This is a genomic window from Polaromonas eurypsychrophila, from assembly GCF_014641715.1.
In the GTDB taxonomy this organism is placed as follows: Bacteria; Pseudomonadota; Gammaproteobacteria; order Burkholderiales; family Burkholderiaceae_C; genus Polaromonas; species Polaromonas eurypsychrophila.
On sequence record NZ_BMIG01000001.1, the window covers coordinates 307008 to 332260 of the forward strand.

At 59.7% G+C, this 25253-nt stretch carries 27 protein-coding genes; 22 read left to right on the forward strand and 5 right to left on the reverse strand.

Annotation, left to right across the window (positions count from 1 at the left end):
* The first annotated feature begins 73 nt into the window (after window positions 1-73).
* The 17 genes from fabG (at window position 74) to nagZ (ending at window position 16131) form a co-directional block, all read left to right on the forward strand.
* Window positions 74-820 carry a 3-oxoacyl-ACP reductase FabG gene (gene fabG, locus IEX16_RS01400; RefSeq protein ID WP_188705830.1) on the forward strand — a complete coding sequence of 249 codons (747 nt, stop codon included), beginning with the start codon at window positions 74-76 and terminating at the stop codon, window positions 818-820.
* Between the two features lie 180 nt (window positions 821-1000).
* Window positions 1001-1240 (forward strand): acyl carrier protein, encoded by a 240-nt coding sequence (acpP, locus tag IEX16_RS01405; RefSeq protein WP_188705832.1) that lies wholly within the window; start codon window positions 1001-1003, stop codon window positions 1238-1240.
* 84 nt (window positions 1241-1324) lie between these two features.
* Window positions 1325-2569 carry a beta-ketoacyl-ACP synthase II gene (fabF, locus tag IEX16_RS01410; protein ID WP_188705835.1) on the forward strand — a complete coding sequence of 415 codons (1245 nt, stop codon included), beginning with the start codon at window positions 1325-1327 and terminating at the stop codon, window positions 2567-2569.
* Window positions 2570-2622: 53 nt separating this feature from the next.
* Window positions 2623-3141 carry a hypothetical protein gene (locus IEX16_RS01415; protein ID WP_188705837.1) on the forward strand — a complete coding sequence of 173 codons (519 nt, stop codon included), beginning with the start codon at window positions 2623-2625 and terminating at the stop codon, window positions 3139-3141.
* Window positions 3138-3773 carry an RNA polymerase sigma factor RpoE gene (rpoE, locus tag IEX16_RS01420; RefSeq protein WP_188705839.1) on the forward strand — a complete coding sequence of 212 codons (636 nt, stop codon included), beginning with the start codon at window positions 3138-3140 and terminating at the stop codon, window positions 3771-3773. Before IEX16_RS01415 ends, rpoE begins: the two co-directional genes overlap by 4 nt.
* A 98-nt stretch (window positions 3774-3871) precedes the next feature.
* The gene (locus IEX16_RS01425; protein WP_188705841.1) at window positions 3872-4480 is read left to right on the forward strand and encodes a sigma-E factor negative regulatory protein; all 609 of its coding nucleotides are present in this window, start codon (window positions 3872-3874) and stop codon (window positions 4478-4480) included.
* A gap of 42 nt (window positions 4481-4522) precedes the next feature.
* Window positions 4523-5533, forward strand: coding sequence for a MucB/RseB C-terminal domain-containing protein (locus IEX16_RS01430; RefSeq protein WP_188705844.1), 1011 nt, complete (start codon window positions 4523-4525; stop codon window positions 5531-5533).
* 90 nt (window positions 5534-5623) lie between these two features.
* A complete protein-coding gene (locus IEX16_RS01435; protein ID WP_188705846.1) occupies window positions 5624-7081 on the forward strand; it encodes a DegQ family serine endoprotease in 1458 nt (485 codons plus the stop codon).
* A 536-nt stretch (window positions 7082-7617) separates the two neighbouring features.
* Window positions 7618-9429, forward strand: a complete 1812-nt coding sequence (lepA, locus tag IEX16_RS01440) for a translation elongation factor 4 (protein ID WP_188705848.1) — start codon at window positions 7618-7620, stop codon at window positions 9427-9429.
* Window positions 9430-9440: 11 nt separating this feature from the next.
* The gene (gene lepB / locus IEX16_RS01445) at window positions 9441-10406 is read left to right on the forward strand and encodes a signal peptidase I (RefSeq protein WP_188705850.1); all 966 of its coding nucleotides are present in this window, start codon (window positions 9441-9443) and stop codon (window positions 10404-10406) included.
* Window positions 10407-10488: 82 nt separating this feature from the next.
* Window positions 10489-10830, forward strand: a complete 342-nt coding sequence (locus IEX16_RS01450; RefSeq protein ID WP_188705852.1) for a DUF4845 domain-containing protein — start codon at window positions 10489-10491, stop codon at window positions 10828-10830.
* 18 nt (window positions 10831-10848) lie between these two features.
* Window positions 10849-11529: a ribonuclease III gene (rnc, locus tag IEX16_RS01455; protein ID WP_188705854.1), complete on the forward strand. Its 681-nt coding sequence runs from the start codon at window positions 10849-10851 to the stop codon at window positions 11527-11529.
* A gap of 161 nt (window positions 11530-11690) precedes the next feature.
* On the forward strand, window positions 11691-12620 hold the full coding sequence (gene era / locus IEX16_RS01460) for a GTPase Era (protein ID WP_229676133.1): 930 nt from the start codon (window positions 11691-11693) through the stop codon (window positions 12618-12620).
* Window positions 12621-12772: 152 nt separating this feature from the next.
* The gene (recO, locus tag IEX16_RS01465; protein ID WP_188705857.1) at window positions 12773-13522 is read left to right on the forward strand and encodes a DNA repair protein RecO; all 750 of its coding nucleotides are present in this window, start codon (window positions 12773-12775) and stop codon (window positions 13520-13522) included.
* Between the two features lie 23 nt (window positions 13523-13545).
* Window positions 13546-14340: a pyridoxine 5'-phosphate synthase gene (locus IEX16_RS01470; RefSeq protein WP_188705860.1), complete on the forward strand. Its 795-nt coding sequence runs from the start codon at window positions 13546-13548 to the stop codon at window positions 14338-14340.
* A gap of 133 nt (window positions 14341-14473) precedes the next feature.
* Complete coding sequence (acpS, locus tag IEX16_RS01475; protein ID WP_188706261.1) at window positions 14474-14905, forward strand: holo-ACP synthase; 432 nt, start codon at window positions 14474-14476, stop codon at window positions 14903-14905.
* Between the two features lie 167 nt (window positions 14906-15072).
* Window positions 15073-16131, forward strand: a complete 1059-nt coding sequence (gene nagZ, locus IEX16_RS01480; protein ID WP_188705862.1) for a beta-N-acetylhexosaminidase — start codon at window positions 15073-15075, stop codon at window positions 16129-16131.
* A gap of 67 nt (window positions 16132-16198) precedes the next feature.
* On the opposite strand, the gene IEX16_RS01485 is transcribed toward nagZ, so the two are convergent.
* Window positions 16199-16717, reverse strand: a complete 519-nt coding sequence (locus IEX16_RS01485; protein WP_188705864.1) for a YgjP-like metallopeptidase domain-containing protein — start codon at window positions 16715-16717, stop codon at window positions 16199-16201.
* A 100-nt stretch (window positions 16718-16817) separates the two neighbouring features.
* Between IEX16_RS01485 and IEX16_RS01490 the strand changes: the two genes are divergently transcribed.
* Entirely contained in the window at window positions 16818-18041 is a 1224-nt protein-coding gene (locus IEX16_RS01490) for a patatin-like phospholipase family protein (protein WP_188705866.1), read from the forward strand.
* 234 nt (window positions 18042-18275) lie between these two features.
* Here IEX16_RS01490 and IEX16_RS01495 read toward each other — a convergent pair whose 3' ends face one another.
* A complete protein-coding gene (locus tag IEX16_RS01495; protein WP_188705868.1) occupies window positions 18276-19265 on the reverse strand; it encodes an integron integrase in 990 nt (329 codons plus the stop codon).
* A 151-nt stretch (window positions 19266-19416) separates the two neighbouring features.
* On the opposite strand from IEX16_RS01495, the gene IEX16_RS01500 reads away from it, so the two are divergent.
* The 4 genes from IEX16_RS01500 (at window position 19417) to IEX16_RS01515 (ending at window position 21743) form a co-directional block, all read left to right on the forward strand.
* Window positions 19417-19800, forward strand: a complete 384-nt coding sequence (locus tag IEX16_RS01500; RefSeq protein ID WP_188705871.1) for a RidA family protein — start codon at window positions 19417-19419, stop codon at window positions 19798-19800.
* A gap of 115 nt (window positions 19801-19915) precedes the next feature.
* Window positions 19916-20386 (forward strand): GIY-YIG nuclease family protein, encoded by a 471-nt coding sequence (locus tag IEX16_RS01505; RefSeq protein WP_188705873.1) that lies wholly within the window; start codon window positions 19916-19918, stop codon window positions 20384-20386.
* 105 nt (window positions 20387-20491) lie between these two features.
* Window positions 20492-20968 (forward strand): hypothetical protein, encoded by a 477-nt coding sequence (locus IEX16_RS01510; protein ID WP_188705875.1) that lies wholly within the window; start codon window positions 20492-20494, stop codon window positions 20966-20968.
* A 127-nt stretch (window positions 20969-21095) separates the two neighbouring features.
* Complete coding sequence (locus tag IEX16_RS01515; protein WP_188705877.1) at window positions 21096-21743, forward strand: dihydrofolate reductase family protein; 648 nt, start codon at window positions 21096-21098, stop codon at window positions 21741-21743.
* Window positions 21744-21817: 74 nt separating this feature from the next.
* On the opposite strand, the gene lysS is transcribed toward IEX16_RS01515, so the two are convergent.
* The 3 genes from lysS to accD form a co-directional block, all read right to left on the reverse strand.
* Window positions 21818-23371 (reverse strand): lysine--tRNA ligase, encoded by a 1554-nt coding sequence (gene lysS, locus IEX16_RS01520; RefSeq protein ID WP_188705879.1) that lies wholly within the window; start codon window positions 23369-23371, stop codon window positions 21818-21820.
* A 101-nt stretch (window positions 23372-23472) separates the two neighbouring features.
* Window positions 23473-24129 (reverse strand): LON peptidase substrate-binding domain-containing protein, encoded by a 657-nt coding sequence (locus tag IEX16_RS01525; RefSeq protein WP_188705881.1) that lies wholly within the window; start codon window positions 24127-24129, stop codon window positions 23473-23475.
* A gap of 243 nt (window positions 24130-24372) precedes the next feature.
* Entirely contained in the window at window positions 24373-25245 is an 873-nt protein-coding gene (gene accD / locus IEX16_RS01530; RefSeq protein ID WP_188705882.1) for an acetyl-CoA carboxylase, carboxyltransferase subunit beta, read from the reverse strand.
* Window positions 25246-25253: the final 8 nt, after the last annotated feature.

Sequence of the window (25253 nt, forward strand, 5' to 3'; positions counted from 1 at the left end):
GCCGGGCCGTCCCAAGCCGTGAGGGCCCCCTGGGGGGCAGTGCAGCAGCGTAGCCGCAAACGTGGGGGGAGTTATGTCTGACGTTAAATTTGAAGGCCAGGTGGCACTGGTCACCGGCGCCTCGCGCGGCATTGGCGCGGCGATTGCGCTGGAACTGGCGCAGCGGGGACTGAAGGTCATAGGGACGGCCACCACCGACGATGGCGCCGCGAAGATCAGCCAGGCGCTGGCGGCCTTTCCCGGTTGCGCCGGAAAGAACCTCAATGTGAACGACGCGACAGCAGCGGAAGCGCTGATCGACGCGATCGTGAAGGAGCACGGCGGGCTGCAGGTGCTGGTCAACAACGCCGGCATCACCCGCGACATGCTGGCCATGCGCCTGAAGGACGACGATTGGGACGCGGTGCTGGACACGAATCTGAAAGCCGTGTTCCGCATGAGCCGCGCCGTGATGCGCACCATGATGAAGCAGCGTTACGGCCGCATTGTCAGCATCACCTCGGTCGTCGGCGCTTCCGGCAATGCCGGCCAGGCCAATTACGCGGCGGCCAAGGCCGGCGTAGCCGGAATGACACGCGCGCTGGCGCGTGAGCTGGGCAGCCGCAACATCACCGTCAACTGCGTGGCCCCCGGATTTATTGAAACCGACATGACCGCGGGTTTGCCTGAGGAGCGGCAAAAAGCCCTGCTGGGACAGATTCCGCTGGGCCACCTGGGCAAGCCGCAGGACATCGCGCATGCGGTGGCTTTCGTCGCCAGCCCGCAGGCCGGCTACATCACCGGGCAGGAATTACACGTCAACGGCGGTATGTATATGTGAGGACTCGTTCGGCAGTTGCCGGCAGGCTTGGCGTCACCCGGATCATGAATAATGGGTGACGCAGGGCCGCTGGCAGGTGCTGGAGTACAAGCCGGGTTTTATCCGTCCGGCTGGCGGGTTGGGGGAATCACCCCAACAACGCTAAAATCACGGATTAATTTACAACCCTCAGAGGGACTTATGAGCGATATCGAATCACGTGTTAAGAAAATCATTGCCGAGCAACTTGGCGTGGAAGAAGGTCAGGTCACCAATGAAAAAGCCTTTGTGGCCGATCTGGGCGCCGACTCGCTTGACACCGTCGAACTGGTGATGGCTCTGGAAGATGAATTTGGCATCGAGATCCCGGACGAAGACGCCGAGAAGATCACAACGGTCCAAAACGCGATCGACTACGCGAACACCCATCAAAAAGCCTGAAGACCCCGGTTCTTACCCCGGTCTTTTTTCATCCCGCCTAGAAAGCCGTCCCCGGTTTTTTGGGAATTTCTTCAGGATTTGCGCATGAGCCGTCGTCGCGTTGTTGTGACAGGTCTGGGGTGTGTCAGCCCAGTGGGTAACACCGTGGCTGATTCCTGGGCCAATTTGCTGGCAGGCAAGCCTGGCATTGACCTGATCACGCAGTTTGACGCCAGCAACTTCGCCTGCAAATTTGCGGGCGAGGTCAAGGGCTTCAACATCACGGATTACATCCCTGAAAAAGAAGCGCGGCACATGGACCGCTTCATTCATCTGGGCCTGGCGGCAGCCTTCCAGGCGGTGGCTGACAGCGGTTTGTCCACCGGTGATGCCCTGGATGCCGAAGAGGCGACGCGCATCGGCTGCAATATCGGCTCCGGCATCGGCGGCCTGCCGATGATCGAGCTGACGCATGCAGAACTGACGAGTCGCGGCCCGCGCCGCATTTCACCATTTTTTGTGCCGGCGTCCATCATCAACATGATCTCCGGCCATGTGTCCATCAAGTTCGGTTTCAAGGGCCCCAACATCGGCGTCGTGACGGCGTGCACCACGGGCCTGCATGCGATTGGCCTGTCGGCACGCATGATCGAGTACGGCGACTGTGACGTGATGGTGGCCGGCGGCGCCGAAGCGACGGTGTCGCCCTTGGGTATGGGGGGCTTTGCCGCAGCACGCGCCCTGTCGACCCGCAACGATGATCCGAAAACCGCGTCCCGTCCCTGGGACAAAGACCGCGACGGGTTTGTGCTGGGCGAGGGCAGCGGTGTGGTGGTGCTGGAAGAATATGAACACGCCAAAGCGCGCGGCGCGAAGATTTATGCGGAGCTCACCGGCTTCGGCATGAGCGCCGACGCGTATCACATGACGGCGCCGGACGTGGACGGCCCGCGCCGCTCCATGGTCATGGCCCTGAAAAATGCCGGCATCAATGCCGATGCGGTGGATTACCTCAACGCGCATGGCACGTCCACACCATTGGGTGACCTCAATGAAACCAACGCCATCAAGGCGGCGTTTGGCGACCATGCCAAAAAGCTGGTGATCAGTTCGACCAAGTCCATGACCGGGCACCTGCTTGGCGGCGCCGGCGGTATCGAGTCGGTATTCACCGTGCTGTCGCTGCATCATCAGAAAATTCCGCCGACCATCAACATCTTCAACCAGGACCCTGAGTGCGACCTGGACTACTGTGCCAACACCGCGCGTGATGCCAGGATTGACGTTGCTGTCAAAAACAATTTCGGGTTCGGCGGCACCAATGGCACGCTGGTTTTCAAGCGGGTTTGATGCCCCTCTTTTCACTCCCTCAGCATCCAGAGCCATCACTGCCCGCCTCGTCCATGCATAACGCCCCGCCGGTTTCCTACCCGCTGGGGCGTTCGCATTTCCAGAGCGTGACCCTGGCGGGTCTCTGGCTGGCCGGGCTGCTGGTGACGGGCTTGTGGTGCTTGACCGCCCCAAGCTTCGACTGGCGGCTCGGCATCGCGGTGGCTGCGGTAGTGATAGCCGGCCTGGCTGCATGGCTGGGATGGAACCACGCACCGGTTGGCCGGTTGCACTGGGATGGGCAGGTCTGGCGTTGGGAAAGCCAGAGTTACCAAGCCGGAACGCCGGTGCTGGCCTTGTCGGTAGCCCTGGACCTGCAGCGCACCCTGCTGATCCGGCTGGACAACCACGATCACGTCTCCTTGTGGCTCTGGGCCCACCGAGCGGCCCTGCCCGAACGCTGGATGGATTTGCGGCGTGCTGTATATTCGCGGCGCAAGGCATGGCCTGTTGGCCTGCCATCTGATCTATCCATCCCTGCAGTCGCAGCGGACTTTTCGGCCAAATCCGATCCCCCACGCCCCTATCCATGAGCGCCGATATCCCTTCACCCGATCCGGCGACGGCCAGTGACAGCGACGCCGTGCTGGTCGAGCGCACGGTGGCGGGCGACCAGAAGGCGTTTGAACTGCTGGTCATCAAATACCAGCGCCGCATCCAGCGGCTGATCGGCCGCATGGTGCGTGATGTGGACCTGGTGGAAGACATTGCCCAGGAAACCTTTATCCGCGCCTACCGCGCGCTGGCCCAGTTCCGTGGCGAGGCGCAGTTTTATACCTGGCTGTACCGGATTGCCGTCAACACTGCCAAAAAAGCTTTGATGGATCTAAAGCGCAATCCCACGGTCTCGGAAAATTCGTTCAAATCCGACGATGACGATGAAACTTCCCCGCTGGAAAACGAACTAACGAGTTCAGAAACCCCGGAAGCCGTGCTGGCCAGCAAGGAAATTGCCCAGATGGTGAATGCGGCGATGGACGCCTTGCCCGAGGAGTTGCGCCAAGCCATTAGCTTGCGGGAAATCGAAGGTTTGAGTTATGAAGAGATCGCTGAGGCCATGAATTGCCCGATCGGCACCGTGCGGTCCCGGATTTTCAGGGCCCGGGAAGCGATCTCTGACAAGATCAAGCCCTTGCTGGAAAACCAGTCGGGAAAGCGTTGGTAGAAAGCGGACCATGACGCCACAGGTGTAGATAGCCGCCACCTTTATTGGAAATCAGAGCAAACAATTAAATCGGCACAGACAAGTTGCCCACGAACACCATGAAACCGACAACGCAAAACCGTGAACTGATTTCCGCTCTGGCCGACGGTCAACTGGCAGGCGAGGAGCTGGCTTGTGCGTTGGCGCTTTGTGAAGCCGACGGGCATGCGCGGGCGAACTGGAGTGCATACCACCTGATCGGCGATGTGTTGCGTTCGCCCGGCTTGGTGCCGCAGGCTTCGGATGTTGCCTTTGTAATGCGTCTGCGCGCTCGCCTGGCGCAGGAGCCGGTGTTGGCTGCTGTCCCCGATACGACCGTGTTGGCGCAAGGCGCTGCGGTGACCCTGTCTGAGCGTCAGGCCGCCAACGACGCCCGTTTCACCTGGAAGCTTGTCGCCGGTTTTGCTTCCCTTGCCGCAGTGGTCGCGGTGGCCTGGAGCGCGGGTTTCGGTTTGTTGTCACCGTCTGCTGCGCCCCAATTGGCTCGTTCGGATGTGCCTCCTCAGCAGGTGCTGGTGATGTCCGCGCAGGGCCCTGTGGTGCGAGATGCGAGGCTGCAGGAGTTGCTGGCGGAACACAAGCAGTTTGGTGGCATCTCCGCCTTGCAAATGCCATCGGGGTTTCTGCGAAATGCCACGTTTGACTCTTCCCAGGGCGAGCGGCGCTAGGGCGTCTGCAAATTGCATCACCTGCTCCAACCCGTTTCAGCCATGAATTTCAAGTTTTTCCGCCTTCTAGCCCTGATGGGTTGTGCGCTGTCTGCTCCACATTACGTCGCAGCGCAGACACCGGCTCCGGCTGCCCCGGCGCAGGCGGCGGAAACCAAAGACATCAACGAATGGTTGATGCGCATGCATGAGGCGTCCAGAAACCGCTCTTATGTGGGCACCTTTGTTGTGTCTTCTGGCAATGCCTTGTCCAGCGCCAAAATTTGGCATGTCTGTGACGGAACTCAGCAAATGGAGCGGGTGGAGGCCCTGACAGGCCCGCCGCGCTCGACCTTTCGTCACAACGATCAGGTTGTGACTTTCATGCCGGAGCAAAAGCTGATACGCGCAGAAAAGCGTGAATCGCTGGGCCTTTTTCCTGCCTTGCTCAAGTCCACCGGCAGCCAAATTGGCGATTTTTACCAGGCCCGGCAGGAAGGCCGGGAGCGGGTCGCGGGCGTGGATGCTGATGTGATCGCGCTTGTTCCCAAAGATGCCATGCGTTTTGGTTATCGCGTTTGGGCCGAGCAGAAGAAGGGGCTGGTGGTCAAATTACAGACCCTGGACATCGATGGCAAGGTGCTGGAACAGGCGGCCTTTTCAGAGTTGCAGTTCGACGCGCCCGTCAAGATTGAAAAGCTCGCGCAGATGATGAACAAGGTTGACGGCTACAAGGTCGAGCGACCTGCGCTGGTCAAAACCACCGCCAGCGCGGAGGGTTGGGCGCTCAAGCAAGCTGTTGCCGGCTTTACACCCATGAGCTGTCACAAGCGCCCGCGCGGAGCACAGGGCGGCGAAGCGCCCATGCAATGGGTTTTTTCGGATGGGCTGGCGTCAGTCTCGATTTTTGTCGAACCGTTTGACGGCCAGCGCCATGTCAAGGAGTCCCGGATGTCTCTGGGTGCGACCCAGTCCCTGACCCGAAGGGTCGAAGCCTACTGGCTGACCGTGATGGGGGAGGTTCCCATGACCACGCTGAGCTTGTTTGCCGATGGTCTTGAACGCAAGAAATAGCACCCCATTTCTTTTTATCGATTTCCTGCCTGGTTGCGAGAGACTTCGGCACCCGTGTTTGCTGTTCTGACAATTTCTCAAAGGCTGATGATGCATCAATTGAACTGGAAACATTGCCGTTCCCATCTTGCTGCCGGCGCGCTGGCGCTGGGCGCTACCTTAAGTCTGATGCCCGCCCAGACTGTGTTGGCGCAAGTGCGCAGCCTGCCCGACTTCACCGACCTGGTAGAGGCGGTTGGCCCTTCAGTCGTCAACATCCGAACGCTGGAAAAAGTCAAAGCCGGCGCTTCAAGTGGCGCCGACGAGCAAATGCTTGAATTTTTCAAGCGCTTCGGCATTCCGGTGCCACCGAACATGCCGCGCGCCCCGCGCCCTGACCGCTCGCAGCCTGACGAAGACCAACCGCGCGGCGTCGGTTCGGGCTTCATCCTGAGCTCGGACGGACTGGTCATGACGAATGCACACGTCGTTGAAGGTGCGGACGAGGTGCTGGTTACCCTCCCCGACAAGCGCGAGTTCAAGGCCAAGATCATTGGCAGCGACAAACGCACTGATGTAGCGGTGGTCAAGATCGAGGCGACTGGTTTGCCGGCCGTCAAGATTGGTGACATGAACCGCCTCAAAGTCGGTGAGTGGGTGATGGCCATTGGGTCGCCTTTTGGTCTGGAGAACACCGTGACAGCCGGCATTGTCAGCGCCAAGCAGCGCGACACCGGCGACTACCTGCCCTTCATCCAGACCGATGTGGCCATCAATCCCGGCAACTCGGGTGGCCCGCTGATCAATATGCGTGGCGAGGTGGTTGGCATCAACAGCCAGATTTATTCGCGCTCCGGCGGTTTTCAGGGCATCTCGTTTGCCATCCCGATTGATGAAGCCATCCGCGTGGCGGACCAGCTGCGCAGCACCGGAAGGGTAACGCGCGGGCGCATCGGTGTGCAGATTGATCAGGTCAGCAAAGATGTGGCCGAATCCATAGGCTTGGGCAAGGCGCAGGGCGCGCTGGTGCGTGGCGTTGAGGCTGCTTCGCCGGCGGAGAAGGCCGGCATCGAGGCAGGCGACATCATCACCAGGTTTGAAGGCAAGGTGATCGAGAAAGCCACTGATCTGCCGAGGCTGGTTGGCAATGTGAAGCCGGGCACCAAATCGACTGTGACTGTTTTCAGGCGTGGAACAACACGGGACATGAGTGTGATCATCGGCGAGGTCGAGGCGGAAAAACCTGTACGCAAGGCGCAGGCGCCGGAGGCCAAGCCGCCAGTGGCTGGCCCTGCGCAAGCTATGGGCTTGATGGTCAGCGAGTTGCCCGATGCGCTGAAGAAAGAGCTCAAGCTCAAAGGCGGCGTCAAGGTAGATACCAGTGAAGGTGCTTCCGCCCGCGCCGGCTTGCGTGAAGGCGACGTGATCCTCGCCATCGCCAATACCGAAATCAGTGGCGTGAAAGACTTCGAAGCAGCCCTCGCCAAGATTGACAAGGTCAAACCTGTCAATGTGCTGTTCAGGCGCAGCGAGTGGACCCAATACGCCTTGATTCGTCCCGCACGATAGGCGCCCGGCGCGCGGTATCACTGTCACCCTTTTGACCTGACCCCATTCCCTGCCAGGATTGGGGTTTTCGGTTTGCGAATTTTTTGCCTTAGAAAAAATATTTTTCTGATTTCAAAATTAAATAAATGTTGGTATTCACTAACATTTTAATTCGTCTAAGGATTGATTTTGGTAGAATGATTTACTGTTTTTGGTTGATTCAAATATATCGGCCTCCAAAAAGTTTCTGTTTTGGCATGAATTAACTCCATTCACTGCTGATCCACAGATCACCCACAAGTTGTCCAGAGCTTCTCAGTTAAAATTGTGAATAAGTTGTGTATAAGTTTCATGTTGCTGCCTTGCAACGAGAAAAATTTGGCAATTTCGAAGCTATGCGTCGCTGGCTTTTTGCCTACAATGAAGTTTCCAGCTATCGCAGTTGCCATAGATTGTTGGTTCAGGGCGCGTCATCAGTGACGCGCCCTTTTTTATGTCTTTCGCGAATGAGCCTTCCGTTCTTCGCAATACTTTCAAGCACTTAGGCGTTCCCTTTGATGAATCACATCAGAAACTTCTCGATCATTGCGCACATTGATCACGGCAAATCCACGCTTGCAGATCGCATCATCCAGCGCTGTGGTGGTTTACAGGATCGCGAGATGAGTGCGCAAGTGCTTGACTCCATGGATCTGGAAAAGGAACGTGGGATAACCATCAAGGCACAGACTGCCGCGCTCAAATACAAGGCACTTGATGGCCAGATCTACAACCTCAACCTGATCGATACACCTGGCCATGTTGACTTCTCCTATGAAGTGAGCCGATCACTGTCGGCGTGCGAGGGTGCGCTGCTGGTTGTCGATGCAAGCCAGGGCGTGGAAGCGCAGACCGTCGCCAATTGCTACACCGCGCTCGAGCTGGGCGTGACGGTGGTGCCGGTGCTCAACAAGATGGATTTGCCGAATGCAGATCCTGAGAACGCCAAGCAGGAAATCGAAGACGTGATCGGTATCGATGCGACAGATGCGATTCCGTGCTCGGCAAAAACCGGCATGGGCATCGACGAAATCTTGGAGGCGGTGATCGCCAGGATGCCACCGCCGCAGGGCAACCCGGACGGTCCGCTGCGCGCGATGATTGTCGATAGCTGGTATGACGCTTACGTTGGCGTGGTCATGCTGGTGCGTGTGGTTGATGGCAGGCTGGCCAAAGGAGAGCGCATCAAGCTCATGGCCAGCGAAGCCACCTACAACGCAGAGCAACTTGGAGTCTTCACGCCGCATACCGAGCAGCGCCCCGCGCTGGAGGCCGGCGAGGTCGGTTTCATCATTGCCGGCATTAAGGAGCTGCAGGCGGCTCGCGTCGGCGACACCGTGACCCTGATCAAAACCGGTACTGGCGGCGCGGCAGCCACGGCCACCCAGGCCTTGCCAGGCTTCAAGGAAATCCAGCCGCAGGTGTTTGCCGGCCTGTACCCGACCGAAGCCAGCGAGTACGACTCGTTGCGTGATGCGCTGGAAAAGCTCAAGCTCAACGATGCGTCATTGCATTACGAGCCGGAAGTCAGCCAGGCGTTGGGTTTCGGTTTTCGCTGCGGCTTTTTGGGCTTGCTGCACATGGAAATTGTCCAGCAGCGGCTCGAACGCGAGTTTGACCAGGACCTGATCACCACCGCGCCAAGCGTGGTCTACGAGGTGCTGCAGGCCGACGGCACCATCATCAAGGTGGAAAACCCGTCGAAGATTCCCGACGCCGGCAAGGTCAACGAGATTCGCGAGCCGATTGTCACGGTGCATCTCTATATGCCGCAGGACTATGTGGGCGCAGTCATGACGCTGGCCAACGTCAAGCGCGGCGTGCAGCTCAACATGGCTTACCACGGCAAACAGGTCATGCTGACCTACGAAATGCCGCTGGGCGAGATCGTGCTGGACTTCTTTGACAAGCTGAAGTCGGTCTCCCGCGGTTATGCGTCCATGGACTACGTGTTTAAGGAGTTCCGGGCGTCCGACGTCGTCAAGGTGGACATTCTGCTCAACGGCGAGAAGGTCGATGCGCTGTCCATCATTGTTCACCGCAGCCAGTCGGCCTATCGCGGCCGGGCGGTGGTGGCCAAGATGCGGGAGATCATTTCCCGCCAGCAGTTCGACGTTGCGATTCAGGCCGCCATTGGGGCCAACATCATTGCGCGTGAGACAATCAAGGCCTTGCGCAAAAACGTTATCGCCAAGTGTTATGGCGGTGATATCTCCCGCAAACGCAAGCTCCTGGACAAACAAAAAGCGGGTAAAAAACGCATGAAACAAATCGGCTCGGTGGAAGTGCCCCAAGAGGCCTTCCTGGCCATCTTGCAGGTAGAAGAATAATGCTGGGCTTCATGAGTACCCTGACTGCGCTGGTCCTGGCCGTGTTTGTCGGCTATGGCGGCGCCTGGTATTTCGGCGTGGTGGAAGGCAATTTTTCCCTGCTGCTGTTTCTGGCCACCGTCGTCACCGGCCTGTACTGGCTGGCCGAGAAGTTTTATTTCTGGCCGCAACGACGCAGGGCCGCCGCCAGCCTGGAGGCGCAAGCTCTACAGCGCCGCGCAGAACTTGCCACTCAGGGCATTCACCAGGTCGACAACAACATGGGTGACTCCCATGCCCGGTTGCTCATGCAGCCGTGGTGGCTGGACTGGACTGCCGGCCTGTTTCCGGTCATCGTGGTAGTTTTTTTGCTGCGCTCATTTTTGTTTGAGCCCTTTAAAATTCCGTCGGGCTCCATGATCCCCACGTTGTTGGTTGGCGACCTGATTCTGGTCAACAAATTCCACTACGGCGTGCGCCTTCCGGTCATCCAAACCAAGATACTGGACAACAACAGCCCCCAGCGCGGTGACGTGATGGTATTTCGCTACCCGCCCAAGCCCAGCCTGGACTACATCAAGCGGGTGGTGGGCCTGCCAGGCGACGAGGTGGCTTACCTGAACAAGAAACTCACGGTCAACGGCAAGCCTCTGCCCAAAGTGGCGCTGGCGGATTTCTTTGATGAAGAGGCGTTGCGTTACGCCAAGCAGTTCCAGGAATCCAGTGCCGGCAAGAGCTACCGCCTGCTCAATGACCTGGATCGCCCTGCCTTTATCGCTGGCGCGGACGACTTCCCTTATCGGCAGAATTGCCGTTACAGTAGCGAAGGGGTGGTTTGCAAGGTGCCCGAGGGACAGTACTTCATGATGGGCGACAACCGCGACAATTCGCTGGACTCTCGCTACTGGGGGTTTGTCCCTGAAAAGAACATCGTCGGCAAGGCCTTTTTTGTCTGGATGAACTTTGGTAGTCTCAAGCGGATTGGAAAAATTGACTGAGCGCGTGCGGGTTGCCGTGCAGCAACACACAGGTCAATCAGGTCATGGGACAAAAATTGGCAATACTGGAGTGGAGAAACACATGAACAATCGACAACGTGGCATTTCCTTCATCGGGGTCCTGTTTGTGGTCGGCGTGCTGGCTTTTGCCGGTGTGATTGCCGCCCAGGCTTTCCCCACGGTGGTTGAGTTCCAGTCCATTACCAAGGCCGCCACCAAGGCCAAGGACGGCGCTTCCGTCACAGAAATCCGGACCATTTTTGACAAAGCCGCCCAAGTCGATGACATCAAGTCCATCACCGGAAAAGACCTCGAAGTCAGCAAGGAGGGCGACAAAACCGTTGTCAGCTTTGCCTACAACAAGGAAATCCATATCGCAGGACCGACTTTCCTGCTGATCAAGTACGCAGGCCGATCCAAGTAAGTGCGTGCCAATGCCCCGTTGAGCCCCGATCTCCAGTCGCTGCAAAAGCGCCTGGAGCATGAGTTTTCCAATCCCCGCCTGTTGCAGCAGGCCTTGACCCACCGCAGTTTTTCGGCGGACCACAACGAACGCGTCGAATTTCTCGGCGACTCCGTGCTCAATCTCGCGGTCGCAGGCTTGTTGTATGAGCGGCTCAGCGAATTGCCTGAAGGCGATTTGTCCCGGGTGCGCGCCAACCTCGTCAAGCAGGACACCCTGCACCAGCTGGCCGTGGAGCTCGGCCTGCCGGCGTTGCTGCGCCTCGGTGAGGGCGAAGCCAAGTCGGGCGGACACAAACGCCCGTCCATCCTGGCCGATGCGCTGGAAGCGGTGATTGGTGCGGTTTACCTCGACGCCGGGTTTGCCAAAGCGGACCAGCTGGTGCGCCGGCTGTTCAGCGCGGTGGAGATCAACCCGACCATGCCGGCCATCGGCAAGGACCCCAAGACCGAGTTGCAGGAATGGCTGCAGGGCCGCAAAATGAATCTGCCGATCTACCGCGTGGTCGGCACCCTGGGCGCTGCCCACAAGCAGACGTTCGATGTGGAATGCGAGATCAGCGAATACGGGCGGGCCGAACGCGGCATCGGCGGCTCTCGCCGCGCTGGCGAACAGGCGGCTGCAGCCGCCATGCTGGCCTACGTGAAGACGCTCGACTGAAGAAACCCGGCGCTTGCAAATGCAGCCGCCAACAGGCATCCGACATGACCCCAGGCAAAAAAACCTCCAAAAACCCCGAACGTCCGGCGAAACCGGCCGACAGCCTCCCGGCTGAAGCCCTGAGCGCGGATCTGCCCGCGCAGGACGCAGAGCTCGAAGCCATGTTAGCGCGGGCCATGATGTCCCAGGCCAACAATGCTCCGCCAGCAGAAGGCCAGCGCTGCGGCCTGATTGCCATTGTCGGCAAGCCCAATGTGGGCAAATCAACGCTGCTCAATGCGCTGGTCGGGCAGAAAATAAGCATCACGTCGCGCAAGGCCCAGACCACGCGCCACCGCATCACCGGCATGCGCACGGTCGGCCCTACGCAGTTTGTGTTTGTCGACACGCCAGGCTTCCAGACCCGGCACGGCAATGCGCTGAACCGCTCGCTGAACAAGACAGTGGTTGGCGCCGTCAACGACGTGGACCTGATCGTGTTTGTGGTCGAGGCTGGCCAATTCAATCAGGCCGACGCCAAGGTGCTGTCGCTGCTGCCGGCCGGCACCCCGGCCATCCTGCTGGCCAACAAGTTCGACCTGATCCACCGGCGCGCCGAAATCGCACCCTGGCTCAAGGAAATGCAGGAGCGCCACAATTTCGCCGAGTTCGTGCCGATGTCGGCCAACAGCGCGAAGGATGTGGTTCGGCTGTTCGGCATCTGCGAAAAATACCTGCCACCCCAGCCCTGGATGTACGGCGCCGACGAGCTGACAGACCGCAGCGAGCGTTTCATGGCTGCCGAGATCATCCGCGAAAAGCTGTTTCGCCTGACCGGCGACGAGTTGCCCTACACCTCGACCGTGATCATCGACAAGTTCGAGCAGGAGGGCGAGCTGCGCCGTATCGCTGCCACCATCGTGGTCGAGCGCGATGGCCATAAAGGCATGATCATTGGCGAGAAGGGCGAGAAGCTCAAACGCATAGGTACCGAGGCGCGCCACGAGATGGAAGCGCTGACCGGTGGCAAGGTATTTCTTGAGATCTGGGTCAAGGTCCGCTCGGGCTGGGCCGACGATGAAGCCCGAGTGAGAACGTTTGGCTACGAGTAATGGAGTCTCGGTGCGCCTAGAAATTTGGGGGCCGGGATGCAGGCCAAGGCGCCCGGAGCGCAGGACACCGGAATGCACTTGGGTGCATGAGGATTCCGAGCACCGCGCAACGCCAGCATGCGCTCTGCCGTCGGATTTATAGGCGTACCGGCGTGGTCACCAAACGCATCTCCGACGAGCCGGCTTATGTCCTGCACCGCTACGACTGGAGCGAATCCAGCCTGATCCTGGAAGTGTTCACCCGCAGCTACGGCCGTATTGCGCTGGTGGCGCGCGGGGCGAAGAAACCGAGTTCCAACTTTCGGCCCATCCTGCTGCCGCTGCAGCCGCTGCATGTGGCTTTTGGTGGCGACGCCGAAATCCGCATGTTGCGCAGCGCCGAATGGCAGGGCGGCCACGTGATGCCGACGGGCGACGCGCTGCTCTCGGGTTATTACCTCAACGAGCTGCTGATGCGCCTGTTGGCGCGCGATGATCCGCACCCGGTGCTGTTCGACGCCTATGCCGCGACGGTGCAATTGCTGGCCAGCCAGAGTGCAGATACGCTGCAGGTGGCTTTGCGCGCCTTCGAGTTGCGCCTGTTGCGTGACATCGGACTGCTGCCGACGCTGGACGCCCAGACCGCGACGCTGGCGCCGCTGGAGCTGCAGACGCCTTATGTGCTGGTTGCCGAATCGGGTCTGCGCGAAGCGCATGAGGACGACCGCGCCAGCCTGAGCGGCGAGCAGTGGCGGGAGCTGCAGGCCTCGCTGGCCGACGACGCGCCCTTCACCGACACCGTCCGTGCCTGCGTGGAGCATCTGCCGCAGCTCAAGACCCAACTGCGCGCGCTGCTGCACTACCATTGCGATGTGAAGGTTCTCAAAACCCGGCAGATGATGATCGATCTGCAGGCTTTTTAGGTGTGCGTTATCAAGGCAAGTTCATGACTCCCGTCCATCCCCCGGCCCCGCACCACCGCACCGCCCTGTCGGTCAATATCAACAAGGTGGCGCTGCTGCGCAACACGCGCCACCTCGGCATTCCCGATGTGCTGCGTGCTGCCGAGCTGTGCCTGCAGGCGGGTGCCCAGGGCATTACCGTGCACCCGCGCCCTGACGAGCGCCACATCCGCAAGGACGATGTCTATGAGCTCGCCGCACTCATGAAGGACTGGCCCGACCGGGAGTTCAATGTCGAGGGCAACCCGCTGCAAAACCTGATGGAGTTTGTGCGCAATCTATCGGCGCGTGGCCTGCCGCTGCACCAGTGCACTTTTGTGCCCGACGGTGAAAGTCAGTTCACCAGCGACCACGGCTGGAGCTTTCCCGATGACGCTGCGCGCCTCAAGCCGCTGATCGAGGAAGTGCATGGTCGCGGCGTGCGTGTCAGCCTGTTCATGGACCCGCTGCCCGAGGCCATGGCCGCCGCCAAAGAAGTCGGCGCGGACCGGGTGGAGCTCTATACCGAAACCTATGCCCGGGCCTGGGGCACGGTCGACAAAGACAAGGTGTTGAATCAGTTTGCCCTTGCGGGGCGGGCGGCAGCAGCTATCAATTTAGGAGTAAATGCAGGCCACGACTTGAACCGGGACAACCTCGCTGAGTTCATCCATGCCGTTCCCGGCGTGATGGAAGTGTCGATAGGCCACGCGCTGATCGCCGATGCGCTGGAGCTCGGCTACAGCGCCACCGTTGCCGCATATCTGGGCTGTATTGATAACGCATTCACCGTCGCCTGATGCCCACGTTGCTGGAAACTCTTGTCTTTGCCAGCCGGTTCCGCGAGTCCGGCTTTGCCGGCCCGCAGGCGCAGCAGCCCCCCCGGGGGGCAGGGAGCGACACGCAATGCGCGACCGTGGGGGCAACATTTTCATGATCTACGGCATAGGCACCGACATCTGCGACGTGCGCCGCGTGCGCGCAAGCTTCGAGCGCCATGGCGAGCGGTTTGCGCAGAAAATCCTCAGCGACGCCGAACTCGCCACCTGGAAAGCCCGCAGTGCGCGCTGGCCCGAGCGCGGCCTGCGCTACCTGGCGACGCGCTTTTCAGCCAAAGAGGCTTTCAGCAAGGCGATCGGCATGGGCATGCGTTTGCCCATGACCTGGCGCAACTGCGAAATTACCAAGGCCCCCAGCGGCAAACCTGAAATTGTTTTGCACGGCGCGCTCAAGGAATGGTTTAAGGCGCGGGGCCTCACCGCCCACGTCAGCGTGACCGACGAAACCGACTACGCCGCCAGCTTTGTGGTGGTCGAGCACAATCCAGGCACTGAAACCAATGCTGTCGGTCCCGGTTCGCAATGAAAATCTTCTCACTCGTCATTGCGGACTAGATCCGCAATCCATGCCGCACTGAACCGTCAATTGCGTTGTGCCGGTATGGATCCCGGATCGAGTCCGGGATGACAGACCGGGGACAAGGCCTTTATCGAACACCAGTGCAACTAACCAGATTTTAAACCAGAGTCCCCATGAGCCCACACGCCCCCCTGATCATCGACATTGCCGGCCTCGCTCTGAGCAAAACCGACAAACGCCGCCTCAAGCATCCGCTGACCGGCGGCATCATCCTCTTTGCGCGCAACTGGGAAAACCGTGCGCAGCTCAAGGCCCTGTGCCACGACATCAAGAAAGTCCGCGCTGACCTGCTGATCTGCGTGGACCATGAAGGTGGTCGTGTTCAGCGCTTTAAAACTGACGGTTTCACCCACCTGCCGCCGATGCGCGCGCTGGGCGAGTTGTGGCTGAAAGACGCCATGGCCGCCACCAACGCCGCCACAGCTTGCGGCTACGTGCTGGGCGCCGAGCTCCGTTCCTGCGGTGTGGACTTCAGCTTCACGCCGGTGCTGGACCTCGATTTTGGCGAGAGCAGCATCATCGGCGACCGCGCTTTTGCGCGCGACCCGCGCGTGGTTGGCCTGCTGGCCAAAAGCCTGATGCACGGCCTGCTGCAAAGCGGCATGGCCAACTGCGGCAAACATTTTCCGGGCCATGGTTTTGTCAAGGCTGACTCCCACACCGACATCCCGGTCGACAAGCGAAGCCTTAAGGCCATTCTGGCGGACGACGCTGCGCCTTACGACTGGCTCAACACCACGCTGACCAGCGTGATGCCGGCGCATGTGATCTACCCCAAGGTCGATGCACGGCCGGCCGGTTTCTCGGAGAAATGGCTGACCTATATCCTGCGCGGCCAGCTCGGCTTTGGCGGCGCGATTTTCAGCGACGACCTCAGCATGGCCGGCGCCCGCCTGATCGACGGCAAGGAAGTCAGCTACACCGAAGCGGCCGTTACGGCGCTGAATGCCGGCTGCGACATGGTGCTGCTGTGCAATCAGTCGGTGGACGGCGGCGAGGCTGTGGACGAGTTGCTCAATGGCATGGCAGAAGCCCAGCTCGAGGGCCGCTGGGAGCCGCTGGAGTCCAGCGAGTTGCGCCGCTTGGACCTGCTGCCGGTCATACCGGCTCATGGCTGGGACGACCTGATGGTGCATCCGGCCTATATGCACGCGATGGGCCTGATTCCCTGAGCTCCTGAGGTTTACAAGCCTTTTTGGCCGCCAGCCCATGTCAAATGGGCGTGAGCAGCTCCTGAATTCATAGCGCTGCCTGGGCTGCCGGCCACGGCGTACTGCCACCCGCGTCGACATGTGTCAGGTAAAGGCGCAGGTCGAGTTCGAACTGGTGGTACTGCGGCTCCATGTAGGTGCACAGTTGGTAGAAGGCCTTGTCGTGGCCCTTTTCCTTCAGATGCGCCAGCTCATGCACCGTGATCATGCGCAAAAACTCGATTGGCACCTCCTTGAACAGGCTGGCCACGCGGATCTCGCGCTTGGATTTGAGCTTGCTGCCCTGCACGCGTGACACCGTGGTGTGTGTACCCAGCGCGTGGGCAATCACCTGCAGCTTGCTGTCGTACGCGACTTTGCTCAGCGCATCTGCATTCCGCAAAAAGTCGTTTTTCAGATTGATCACATAGCCATACAGTGCCTTGTCGGTGCGTATGTCGTGCGTGCTGGGGTACTTCTTTTGCAGCATCGCCCCCAGGCGGTTCTGCGTGACCAGCTCTCGCGCCTGAGCTTGCAGGGTATCGGGGTAGCCCATCAGGTAGTTCATGGTGTTTTCAAACGGGCGTGGGCAGCTCGCAATTTTAGTCGTGCGCGGCCCCGGAGCTGCAATTCATCGGCCTGAGACCGATTCTTGCTAAGCTGCCCGCATGAACCTTCCGCCTGCACCAGAACCTTCTGCCGACATCGGCGCGCCGCAGCCCATCATCAATCTGGCGCTGCAGGGCGGTGGCTCGCACGGTGCATTTACCTGGGGCGTGCTGGATGCGCTGCTGGAAGACGGACGGCTGGACATCGAAGGCATCAGCGGCACCAGCGCTGGCGCCATGAATGCCGTGGCCCTGGCGCATGGTTTTGCACTGTCAGAGGGCAAAACCAGAATTCAGCGGCACGAGGCAGCGCGCCAGGCGCTGGACAGCTTCTGGAACGGCATTGTCGACATGGGCGCCATCTCGTCATCGCTGTCCAAAATGCAGCGCGCACCTTTTGGAATCTTGTTTGGCCTCATGGGCACCGGCAACTCTTCAACCAAGCTGTGGACGGACGCCATGACGCGGTACTGGTCCAGCTCCATGTCGCCCTACCAGAGCAACCCCTTTGATATCAACCCTTTGAGAGACTTTCTTGAAAAGCAGGTTGACTTTGACCGCCTGGCTGCTGCTCGCCACCCCGAAACGCCCAAGGTATTTGTCGTGGCTACCCGCGTTGCCAGCGGCAAGGCCGAGGTTTTTTCGGGCAGGCGCTTGACGGTCAGCGCGGTCATGGCATCAGCCTGCCTGCCCATGGTTTTTCAGGCGGTGGAGATAGACGGCGACCACTACTGGGACGGCGGCTACTCCGGCAACCCCGGTATTCACCCGCTGATCTACAGCTGCGACAGCCGCGATGTGGTGCTGGTGCAGATCAACCCCATTCTTCGAGGCAAGCTGCCAACCACGGCAGCAGAAATCGCCAGTCGCGTCAACGAGATCACCTTCAACGCCGCACTCATCGCCGAAATGCGCGCCATCGACTTTGTCAAACGCCTGCTGGCCGAAGGCAAGCTGGAGGCCACGCACTACAAAGACGTGCTGATGCACCGCATAGACGGCGGCGCGGCGCTGGACAAGTTTGAATCTGCCACACGGGCGTCGACAGAAAAGGGCCTGATCCATTCGCTGCGCGATCTGGGTGTGCTGTGCGGCAAGGAGTGGCTGGCCAAACGTTATGACGCTCTCGGCGTCAAAAGCACGGTCAACATCGCGCGCGACTACCTCGATGACTTGCGCATGCCGGTGGAGAAGGCGGAACCGGTGCCGGTTGTAGCAGAGCCTGGTGCGCCCGAAACGCAGGAGCCGCCGACCACGTTTCTGCCGGGGGCCGGGCTGCTGTAGCCCGACAACCGTTCGGGCTGAGCCTGTGGAAGCCTTTCAACACGCTCAGGGATGCGTAACATTACTCCTTATTTGATAGCTGTTTGTGCTGGTAGGACGCGGGCTAGAGGCCGATTTGATGCTTAAAAACCGGTACATCTTTTCCAGATGAACCCTGCGCTACGCTGTTGATGCATTAAAACAGCCGCTGGCCCTTTAGATATGGGCGTAAGCAGCTATTGAATTGATAGCGAATCAGGTGCTCAGTGCGTCCAGCGGATTTGCCGTCCCGCCCGCGGCGACCTTGAGCACATGGGTGTAAATCATGGTCGTGCTCACGTCAGAGTGGCCCAGCAGCTCCTGAACCGTGCGGATGTCGGTGCCCGACTGCAGGAGATGGGTGGCAAAGCTGTGGCGCAGCGTGTGCACCGATACTGGCTTGAAGATGCCAGCCCGCGTGACGGCCTGCTTCAGGCTGCGCTGCAAACGCTCTTCGTACAGATGATGGCGGCGCTTAATGCCGCTGCGCGGGTCTTTTGACAGTGTGGGTGAAGGAAACATCCAGAACCAACCCCAGGTTTGGCCCAGCCTGGGGTATTTCACACTCAATGCGTCGGGTACCTGTACACCCGCGCGTTGTGCCTGACGGTCTGCCTCCCAGGTGGCACGGGCGGCAAGCATTTGCAGCCGCAGCGCAGTCGCCAGAGAGCGGGGCAGCATCACCACGCGGTCCTTATTGCCCTTGGCTTCACGCACGATGATCACATGGCGGTCAAAGTCAACGTCCTTGATGCGCAGACGCATACCCTCCATCAGCCGCATGCCCGTGCCATACAACAAGCGCGCCAGCAAGGCTGGTTCTCCATCAAGAAATGCCAGCAGTCCGGCAACTTCGTCTTTTGTCAGCACCGACGGAATTCGCCGCGCGCGGGTGGGGCGGTTGAGGTTATCGAGCCAGGGCAGGTTGACACCCAGCACCTCACGGTACAAAAACAGCAGCGCACTCAGAGCCTGGTTATGCGTGGATGCTGAAACCTTGCGTTCTGTTGCCAGCATGGTCAAAAACCCCTCGACCTCTCTGGCCCCCATGTCGCGTGGATGTTTCAAACCATGCCAGCGGATGAAAAAACGCACCCAGTACACATAAAGCTTCTCGGTGCTGAGGTTATAGTGCAAGTACCGAATTCGCTCCTTGACCTGGTCGAGCAAGCGGATGGACTGCAGCGGAGGGTTGCCGGGTTTCATAGAAGCATTTATAGCTGTATGAAAATACAGTATATTTGCCGGAAACCCAATAAACAAGAGGGTTTTGGGAGATATTTATGGTCAAGTTAAACCTCAGACGCCAAGTTAAACCGCAGGTTTTGCGGTCTAAATTACGTTAGACGTCACACCCATGAACGAAGCCGAACGTGCCGCCGGGCTACCGGCTACCGCCCAGTATCAGTATGCCGAGCGCGTAGGCAACCAGCTCTTTGTAGCTGGTCAGGTGCCCCATGATTCCCAAGGGCACGTTGTCGGCTTGGACGACCCCCATGCTCAAGCTCTCAAGTGCTTGAGCAACCTGAACGCAGTATTGGCGGTTCATGGTTTTTCAACTTCTGATGTCCGCCAACTTGTGGTCTACGTTGTCGGGGGACAAGCCAATCTCTCAGCGGCATGGAAACTTGTCGCGGACTCCTTCGGTGGACAGGTTCCTCCAGCTACTTTATTGGGCGTCGCAGGCCTTGGTTATGCGGGGCAGTTGGTCGAAGTGCATGCCACAGTGCTCAAGGCATAGAGCCTTCGTTGTCGAGACACAACGTGACGCCTAACCCTTCCCTCCAGCCGATTCACTACGGCTGGCTTCACCAGCCTACGCGAGCGGCTGAGCTCAAACGTTAAACCGCAAGTCTATGGATGCAAAGTTCGTTGCGCACGTAGAGTCTCTGCGTCCCAAGCTCGAAGCGTTGCTTGCCATGCAACCGGTTAAGCCGACTCAACTCCCAACTCAGATGCCTAAGGCCGGAGTCTATGTTTTGTCTGAAGGCGGGCAAGCGCTATATGTTGGCCGTAGCAACGACATTCGAGCTCGCATTGGCAGGCATTCAAAGCCAGGTGCCACGCATCGAATGGCCGCGTTTGCGTTCAGGCTTGCGAGAGTGGAAACCGGCCATCTACGTCCTACCTACAAGAAGGGCGAGGGTTCGCGTTCAGCTCTCATGGAAGATCCCGGTTTTGCCGGTGCCTTCCTTGCGGCGAAGGCGCGCATTTGCGACATGGAATTGCGATATGTTGAGGAATCCGACCCCGTACGGCAAACGCTGCTGGAGGTGTATGTTGCGGTCGTTCTGGATGCGAAGCACAATGACTTCGACAATCACTAATGCTGTTTAACATGTCAATCGACACGGACCCACAACAACAGAAGGCGGCTCCGCCGCTAAGTGTTGTGATCCGGTCATCTTCACGTTAGGCCGCAGGTGGCGCGATTGAACCCACAGGTCGACTACGTGCAGGAGCTCTTAGCGCTTCGGAAAATCTACGCGTGCGTGCAGCCGCAGGCTCGATGGAACGTCATCGCCCAGCGTCTCGGTCAGTCTGAAATTGGTCCGGCGCGTCTAGTCACCGTTGTTTCTGCTGTGAAGGCTCTAGCTCGTTCCTTGTTGGTGCATGCTCAATCCGGCAGCGCTGCGGATACCTCTGCTGTTTACGGCAAGCATAAGTACAAGGAGCCGCAGGTGCTCATCGAGAGCTTGCTTGCCCACCATCGCTTACCTGAGCCGCACGCGCACTTTACGGAGGACACTTGGCCGCTGTTTAAGCATGCGGTCAACTTCCGAAATTTGGTGGTTCACGAGTGCACCTACCTGGGCCAGGACAAGTTTCCCTCCCTTATCGCCGCCGCCGAGGAAATCCTCGATGCTTTGATAGAGCTCGGAGGGATTCGTGTAAATGCGCATGCCTAACTTACCAATCGACACGGACCCACAACGGCAGGATGCGGCTGCGCCGCGAGTGTTGGTGGCCCGGTCATCTTTACGTTAGCCGTCACAAACCATCTTCCGCAGTCACTCCCAATTCCGAGAAAACACCATGGCAAAACTCCGTGTAGAAGGTTTCACCATCTCGCTCGACGGATTCGGCGCTGGCCCGGACCAGGACATCAACAACCCACTCGGCGTGGGCGGTACGTCGCTGCATGGCTGGGCCATGCCCACACGCACGTTTCAGAAGTACCTGTTCGGCAACGATGGCGGGGAAGTGGGTATTGATGAGGACTTTGCCGCGCGAGGCTTTCGGAACGTGGGGGCCTGGATTCTGGGCAGAAACATGTTCGGCCCGGTTCGCGGACCGTGGCCCGATGAGAGCTGGCGGGGTTGGTGGGGCGATAATCCTGTCTATCACGTCCCGGTGTTTGTGCTGACCCATCACGCACGCGCGCCGCTGGTCATGGAGGGAGGCACGACCTTTCATTTCGTGACGCAAGGCATTGCCGCCGCCCTGGCGCAAGCCCGCGAAGCGGCCCAAGGCAAGGATGTCCGGGTGGGTGGCGGCGTCAACGTCATTCAACAGTATCTTCGCCAACGCCTGATCGACGAGATGCACATTGCCATTGCGCCAGTGCTGCTCGGGGCGGGTGAAAGACTCTTTGAAGGAATCAATCTTCCTGCGCTGGGCTACGCCTGCACCAGGCGCGAAAGTTCGCCACTTGCCACTCACGTGCTTCTTACTCGGCAGTGATCACATGATGATGGCGGCGTTTGCGCCCCGCCTCAAGCCTCAAGCCTCAAGCCTCAAGCCTCAAGCCTCAAGCCTCAAGCCTCGCGCCGCAGCGCCGGAAAAAGAATCACGTCGCGAATGCTGGCGCTGTCGGTCAGCAGCATCATGAAGCGGTCTATGCCGATGCCGCAGCCGCCGGTGGGGGGCATGCCGTACTCCAGCGCGCGCACATAGTCGGCATCAAAATGCATGGCTTCTTCGTCGCCGCCGTCTTTGGCGTCGGACTGGGCATGAAAGCGCGCGGCTTGGTCTTCGGCGTCGTTGAGCTCGCTGAAGCCGTTGCCAAATTCGCGGCCGGTGATGTAGAGCTCGAAGCGTTCGGTCACCTCGGGCCGTGTATCGTTGGCTCGGGCCAAGGGGGATATCTCGGTGGGGTGCTCCATGATGAAGGTCGGCTGCCAGAGCTTTTCTTCCACCGTTTCTTCAAAGTAGGTCACCTGCAAGCTCGGCAACGAGCGCTCCTCGAGCTTGTCCTTGGCGCTGTGTTTGCCGAGTCTTTTCAGCGCGTCCAGCAGCCAGGCGGCGTTGTCAACATTGGCGCCGGCGTCGGTGTGTTTGATGATGGCTTCGCGTATGGTCAGGCGTTCAAACGGTTGGCTCAAGTCCACCGGCTTGCCCTGGTAGCTCAGCACCGTGCCGCCCGCGACTTGCGTGGCCACATGGCGGATCAGATCCTCGGTGTAGGTCATCAGGTCCTGGTAGTTCCACCACGCGGCGTAGAACTCCATCATCGTGAACTCGGGGTTATGCCGCACACTGATGCCCTCGTTGCGGAAGCTGCGGTTGATTTCGAACACGCGTTCGAAACCGCCGACGATCAGGCGTTTGAGGTAGAGCTCGGGAGCGATGCGCAAAAACATCTGCTGGTCCAGCGCGTTGTGGTGCGTGACGAAAGGCTTCGCATTGGCGCCGCCCGGAATGGGGTGCAGCATCGGCGTTTCAACTTCAAGAAAATCGTTGTCAACCATGAAGCTGCGCATGGTCGAGACCGCCTTGCTGCGTGCCGCAAAACGCTTGCGCGCGGCTTCGTCGGTGATCAGGTCCACATAACGCTGGCGGTACTTGACCTCCTGGTCGGCCACGCCGTGAAACTTGTCGGGCAGCGGCCGCAGGCTTTTGGTGACCAACCGGATGCCCGTGGCGTGAATCGACAGCTCGCCGGTCTTGGTCTTGAACAAGGTGCCGGTGGCGGACACGATGTCTCCCAGGTCCCAGTGTTTGAACGCGTTGTGCACGTCCTCGCCGACACCTTCGTTGTTGATATAGACCTGGATTCGGCCACCCGACGGCCCGAAGGACGCGTCCTGCAGCGTCGCAAAACTGGCCTTGCCCATCACGCGTTTGAGCATCATGCGGCCGGCCACGCTGACCGTAACGGCCAGCGGCTCCAGCTCTTCCTTGGTATTGCCGTCGTACTGCGCAAACAGTGCCTCGGCGCGGTGTGCCGGCTTGATGTCGTTGGGAAAGGCCACGCCCTTGCCCTCGGCCTGGTGCTGGCGCATGAGGCGCAGCTTGTCGCGGCGCTCCGTCATCAACTGGTTTTCGTCGTGCGCGGGAGCGGCCGCGGGGCTGGTGGGCGTGTTGGACATGAAAATTTCTCGAAGAAAGAGGGCAGGCCGAAGGGACCGGGCCAAGTGCCAAACCCCTGATTTTAGGCTGCGTTGCCGCCCACACCTGGGGCGGCCATGCGCTACATCGCGATGCCGGTTTTTTCGAGGATGTCGCTGACCAGTTCGAGCCGCACCAGCGGGTTGTCCAGCTCCATCAGCCGCTGCTTGATTTCGACCGGCATGGGCAGCAACTCGCACCAGCGGTTGGCGACCCAGCCGCAGTCGTCGAGGCGGTAGGGCGGCTCCAGCGGCATCTGGTCAGCCGGGATATCCCGCTCCTGCAGGCTTTTGATGAGTTTGCCGAGCGCGTTGGCCGCGCTGCGCAGGTCGTCCGGGACCTGAACCACCTGGTCGTCGTCAAGGCGTGTCACATCGGCAATCCACAAGCCGTGTTTGAGTTTTTCGTGGCTGGAAATCTCGAAGCGCTGCGCACCGCTGCAGCGGATCACCATCAAGCCCGGCTGCGGCACGGAATAACTGGTGATGGTGGCCAGCGTGCCGACGCTGTGAAAGGCCTCGCTGGCAAAGCCGTCGCCGCTGGGGCCGTCCCCAGCCTTGCGCACTTCCGAGCCCTGGGTCAGCGCCACCACGCCGAAAGGCGCGCCGGTCTTGTGGCATTTGCCGATCATGTCGAGGTAACGGACCTCAAAAATCCGCAAAGGGAGCAGGCCGCCGGGGTAGAGCACCGTCCCCAAGGGAAACAGCGGCAGCGAAAAAAGAGTAATGGCTTCGGACATCGGTTCAAGGCGCGAAATTCACGAAAAATGGGTGGCTACCCCTATCTTCCCACGATCCTGTTTTCCCTTGCTTGGATGATGGCCGGCGCGCTTTTCTGAAGGCCGCCGGCCGGACGCGTGGTTTCCAGTGCTCGCAGGGGCTTATTTGTGATTTTTGAGAGAGAAACAGGGCTCTAGCCCATGCAGGTTGGTCACTGATAGCTATGTTTTTAATAGCAAACCTGGCTCACAGGGAGCCGGGTTTCAGAGGACCGCGTCGGCCGGCTGGCGCAGCAGCATGGCCAGCGAATTGGCCACGGTTTTACGCAGCTCGCGCCGGTCGCAAATGAAATCCACCGCACCTTTGGTCTGCAAAAACTCGGCGCGCTGGAAGCCTTCTGGCAAGGTCACGCGCACGGTGGACTCGATCACCCGTGGCCCGGCAAAACCGATTAGCGCCTTGGGCTCGGCAATCACGATGTCGCCCACAAAAGCGAAGCCGGCGCTGACGCCGCCCATGGTCGGGTCGGTCAGCACGCTGATGTAAGGCAGGCCTTTTTTGGCCAGACGGGTCAGCGAGGCATTGGTTTTTGCCATCTGCATCAGGCTGAGCAGGCCTTCCTGCATGCGGGCGCCGCCGGTGGCGGTAAAGCAGATGAAAGGCACTTTTTGCTCGATCGCCGCATGCACGCCGCGCACAAAACGCTCGCCGACCACGCTGCCCATGCTGCCGCCCATGAAGTCGAACTCGAAGCAGGCCACGACGACACCGATGCTGTGCACCGCGCCACCCATGACGATCAGGGCATCGGTCTCGCCGGTGTTTTCCAGCGCCTCTTTCAGGCGTTCGGGGTACTTGCGGCTGTCCTTGAACTTCAGCGGATCGACCGGCAGCACTTCCTGCCCCAGCTCATAACGGCCTTCCGGATCCAGGAAGGCGTCGAGCCGGGCTCGCGCGTCCATGCGGTGGTGGTGGCTGCACTGCGGACAGACGCTCTGGTTTTTTTCCAGGTCGGTCTTGTACAGCACGGCTTCGCAACTCGGGCACTTGACCCACAGGCCTTCGGGCACACTGCGGCGCTCGGTCGGATCGGTGGGGGTGATTTTGGGAGGGAGGAGTTTTTCTAGCCAAGACATGTATCAGT

Bases quoted from the DNA above. Each gene is read 5' to 3' on its own strand.
- fabG (WP_188705830.1), top strand. From the start codon at position 74: ATGTCTGACGTTAAATTTGAAGGCCAGGTGGCACTGGTCACCGGCGCC.
- acpP (WP_188705832.1), top strand. From the start codon at position 1,001: ATGAGCGATATCGAATCACGTGTTAAGAAAATCATTGCCGAGCAACTT.
- fabF (WP_188705835.1), top strand. From the start codon at position 1,325: ATGAGCCGTCGTCGCGTTGTTGTGACAGGTCTGGGGTGTGTCAGCCCA.
- IEX16_RS01415 (WP_188705837.1), top strand. From the start codon at position 2,623: ATGCATAACGCCCCGCCGGTTTCCTACCCGCTGGGGCGTTCGCATTTC.
- rpoE (WP_188705839.1), top strand. From the start codon at position 3,138: ATGAGCGCCGATATCCCTTCACCCGATCCGGCGACGGCCAGTGACAGC.
- IEX16_RS01425 (WP_188705841.1), top strand. From the start codon at position 3,872: ATGAAACCGACAACGCAAAACCGTGAACTGATTTCCGCTCTGGCCGAC.
- IEX16_RS01430 (WP_188705844.1), top strand. From the start codon at position 4,523: ATGAATTTCAAGTTTTTCCGCCTTCTAGCCCTGATGGGTTGTGCGCTG.
- IEX16_RS01435 (WP_188705846.1), top strand. From the start codon at position 5,624: ATGCATCAATTGAACTGGAAACATTGCCGTTCCCATCTTGCTGCCGGC.
- lepA (WP_188705848.1), top strand. From the start codon at position 7,618: ATGAATCACATCAGAAACTTCTCGATCATTGCGCACATTGATCACGGC.
- lepB (WP_188705850.1), top strand. From the start codon at position 9,441: ATGAGTACCCTGACTGCGCTGGTCCTGGCCGTGTTTGTCGGCTATGGC.
- IEX16_RS01450 (WP_188705852.1), top strand. From the start codon at position 10,489: ATGAACAATCGACAACGTGGCATTTCCTTCATCGGGGTCCTGTTTGTG.
- era (WP_229676133.1), top strand. From the start codon at position 11,691: ATGTTAGCGCGGGCCATGATGTCCCAGGCCAACAATGCTCCGCCAGCA.
- IEX16_RS01470 (WP_188705860.1), top strand. From the start codon at position 13,546: ATGACTCCCGTCCATCCCCCGGCCCCGCACCACCGCACCGCCCTGTCG.
- acpS (WP_188706261.1), top strand. From the start codon at position 14,474: ATGATCTACGGCATAGGCACCGACATCTGCGACGTGCGCCGCGTGCGC.
- nagZ (WP_188705862.1), top strand. From the start codon at position 15,073: ATGAGCCCACACGCCCCCCTGATCATCGACATTGCCGGCCTCGCTCTG.
- IEX16_RS01485 (WP_188705864.1), bottom strand. From the start codon at position 16,717: ATGAACTACCTGATGGGCTACCCCGATACCCTGCAAGCTCAGGCGCGA.
- IEX16_RS01490 (WP_188705866.1), top strand. From the start codon at position 16,818: ATGAACCTTCCGCCTGCACCAGAACCTTCTGCCGACATCGGCGCGCCG.
- IEX16_RS01495 (WP_188705868.1), bottom strand. From the start codon at position 19,265: ATGAAACCCGGCAACCCTCCGCTGCAGTCCATCCGCTTGCTCGACCAG.
- IEX16_RS01500 (WP_188705871.1), top strand. From the start codon at position 19,417: ATGAACGAAGCCGAACGTGCCGCCGGGCTACCGGCTACCGCCCAGTAT.
- IEX16_RS01505 (WP_188705873.1), top strand. From the start codon at position 19,916: ATGGATGCAAAGTTCGTTGCGCACGTAGAGTCTCTGCGTCCCAAGCTC.
- IEX16_RS01515 (WP_188705877.1), top strand. From the start codon at position 21,096: ATGGCAAAACTCCGTGTAGAAGGTTTCACCATCTCGCTCGACGGATTC.
- lysS (WP_188705879.1), bottom strand. From the start codon at position 23,371: ATGTCCAACACGCCCACCAGCCCCGCGGCCGCTCCCGCGCACGACGAA.
- IEX16_RS01525 (WP_188705881.1), bottom strand. From the start codon at position 24,129: ATGTCCGAAGCCATTACTCTTTTTTCGCTGCCGCTGTTTCCCTTGGGG.
- accD (WP_188705882.1), bottom strand. From the start codon at position 25,245: ATGTCTTGGCTAGAAAAACTCCTCCCTCCCAAAATCACCCCCACCGAT.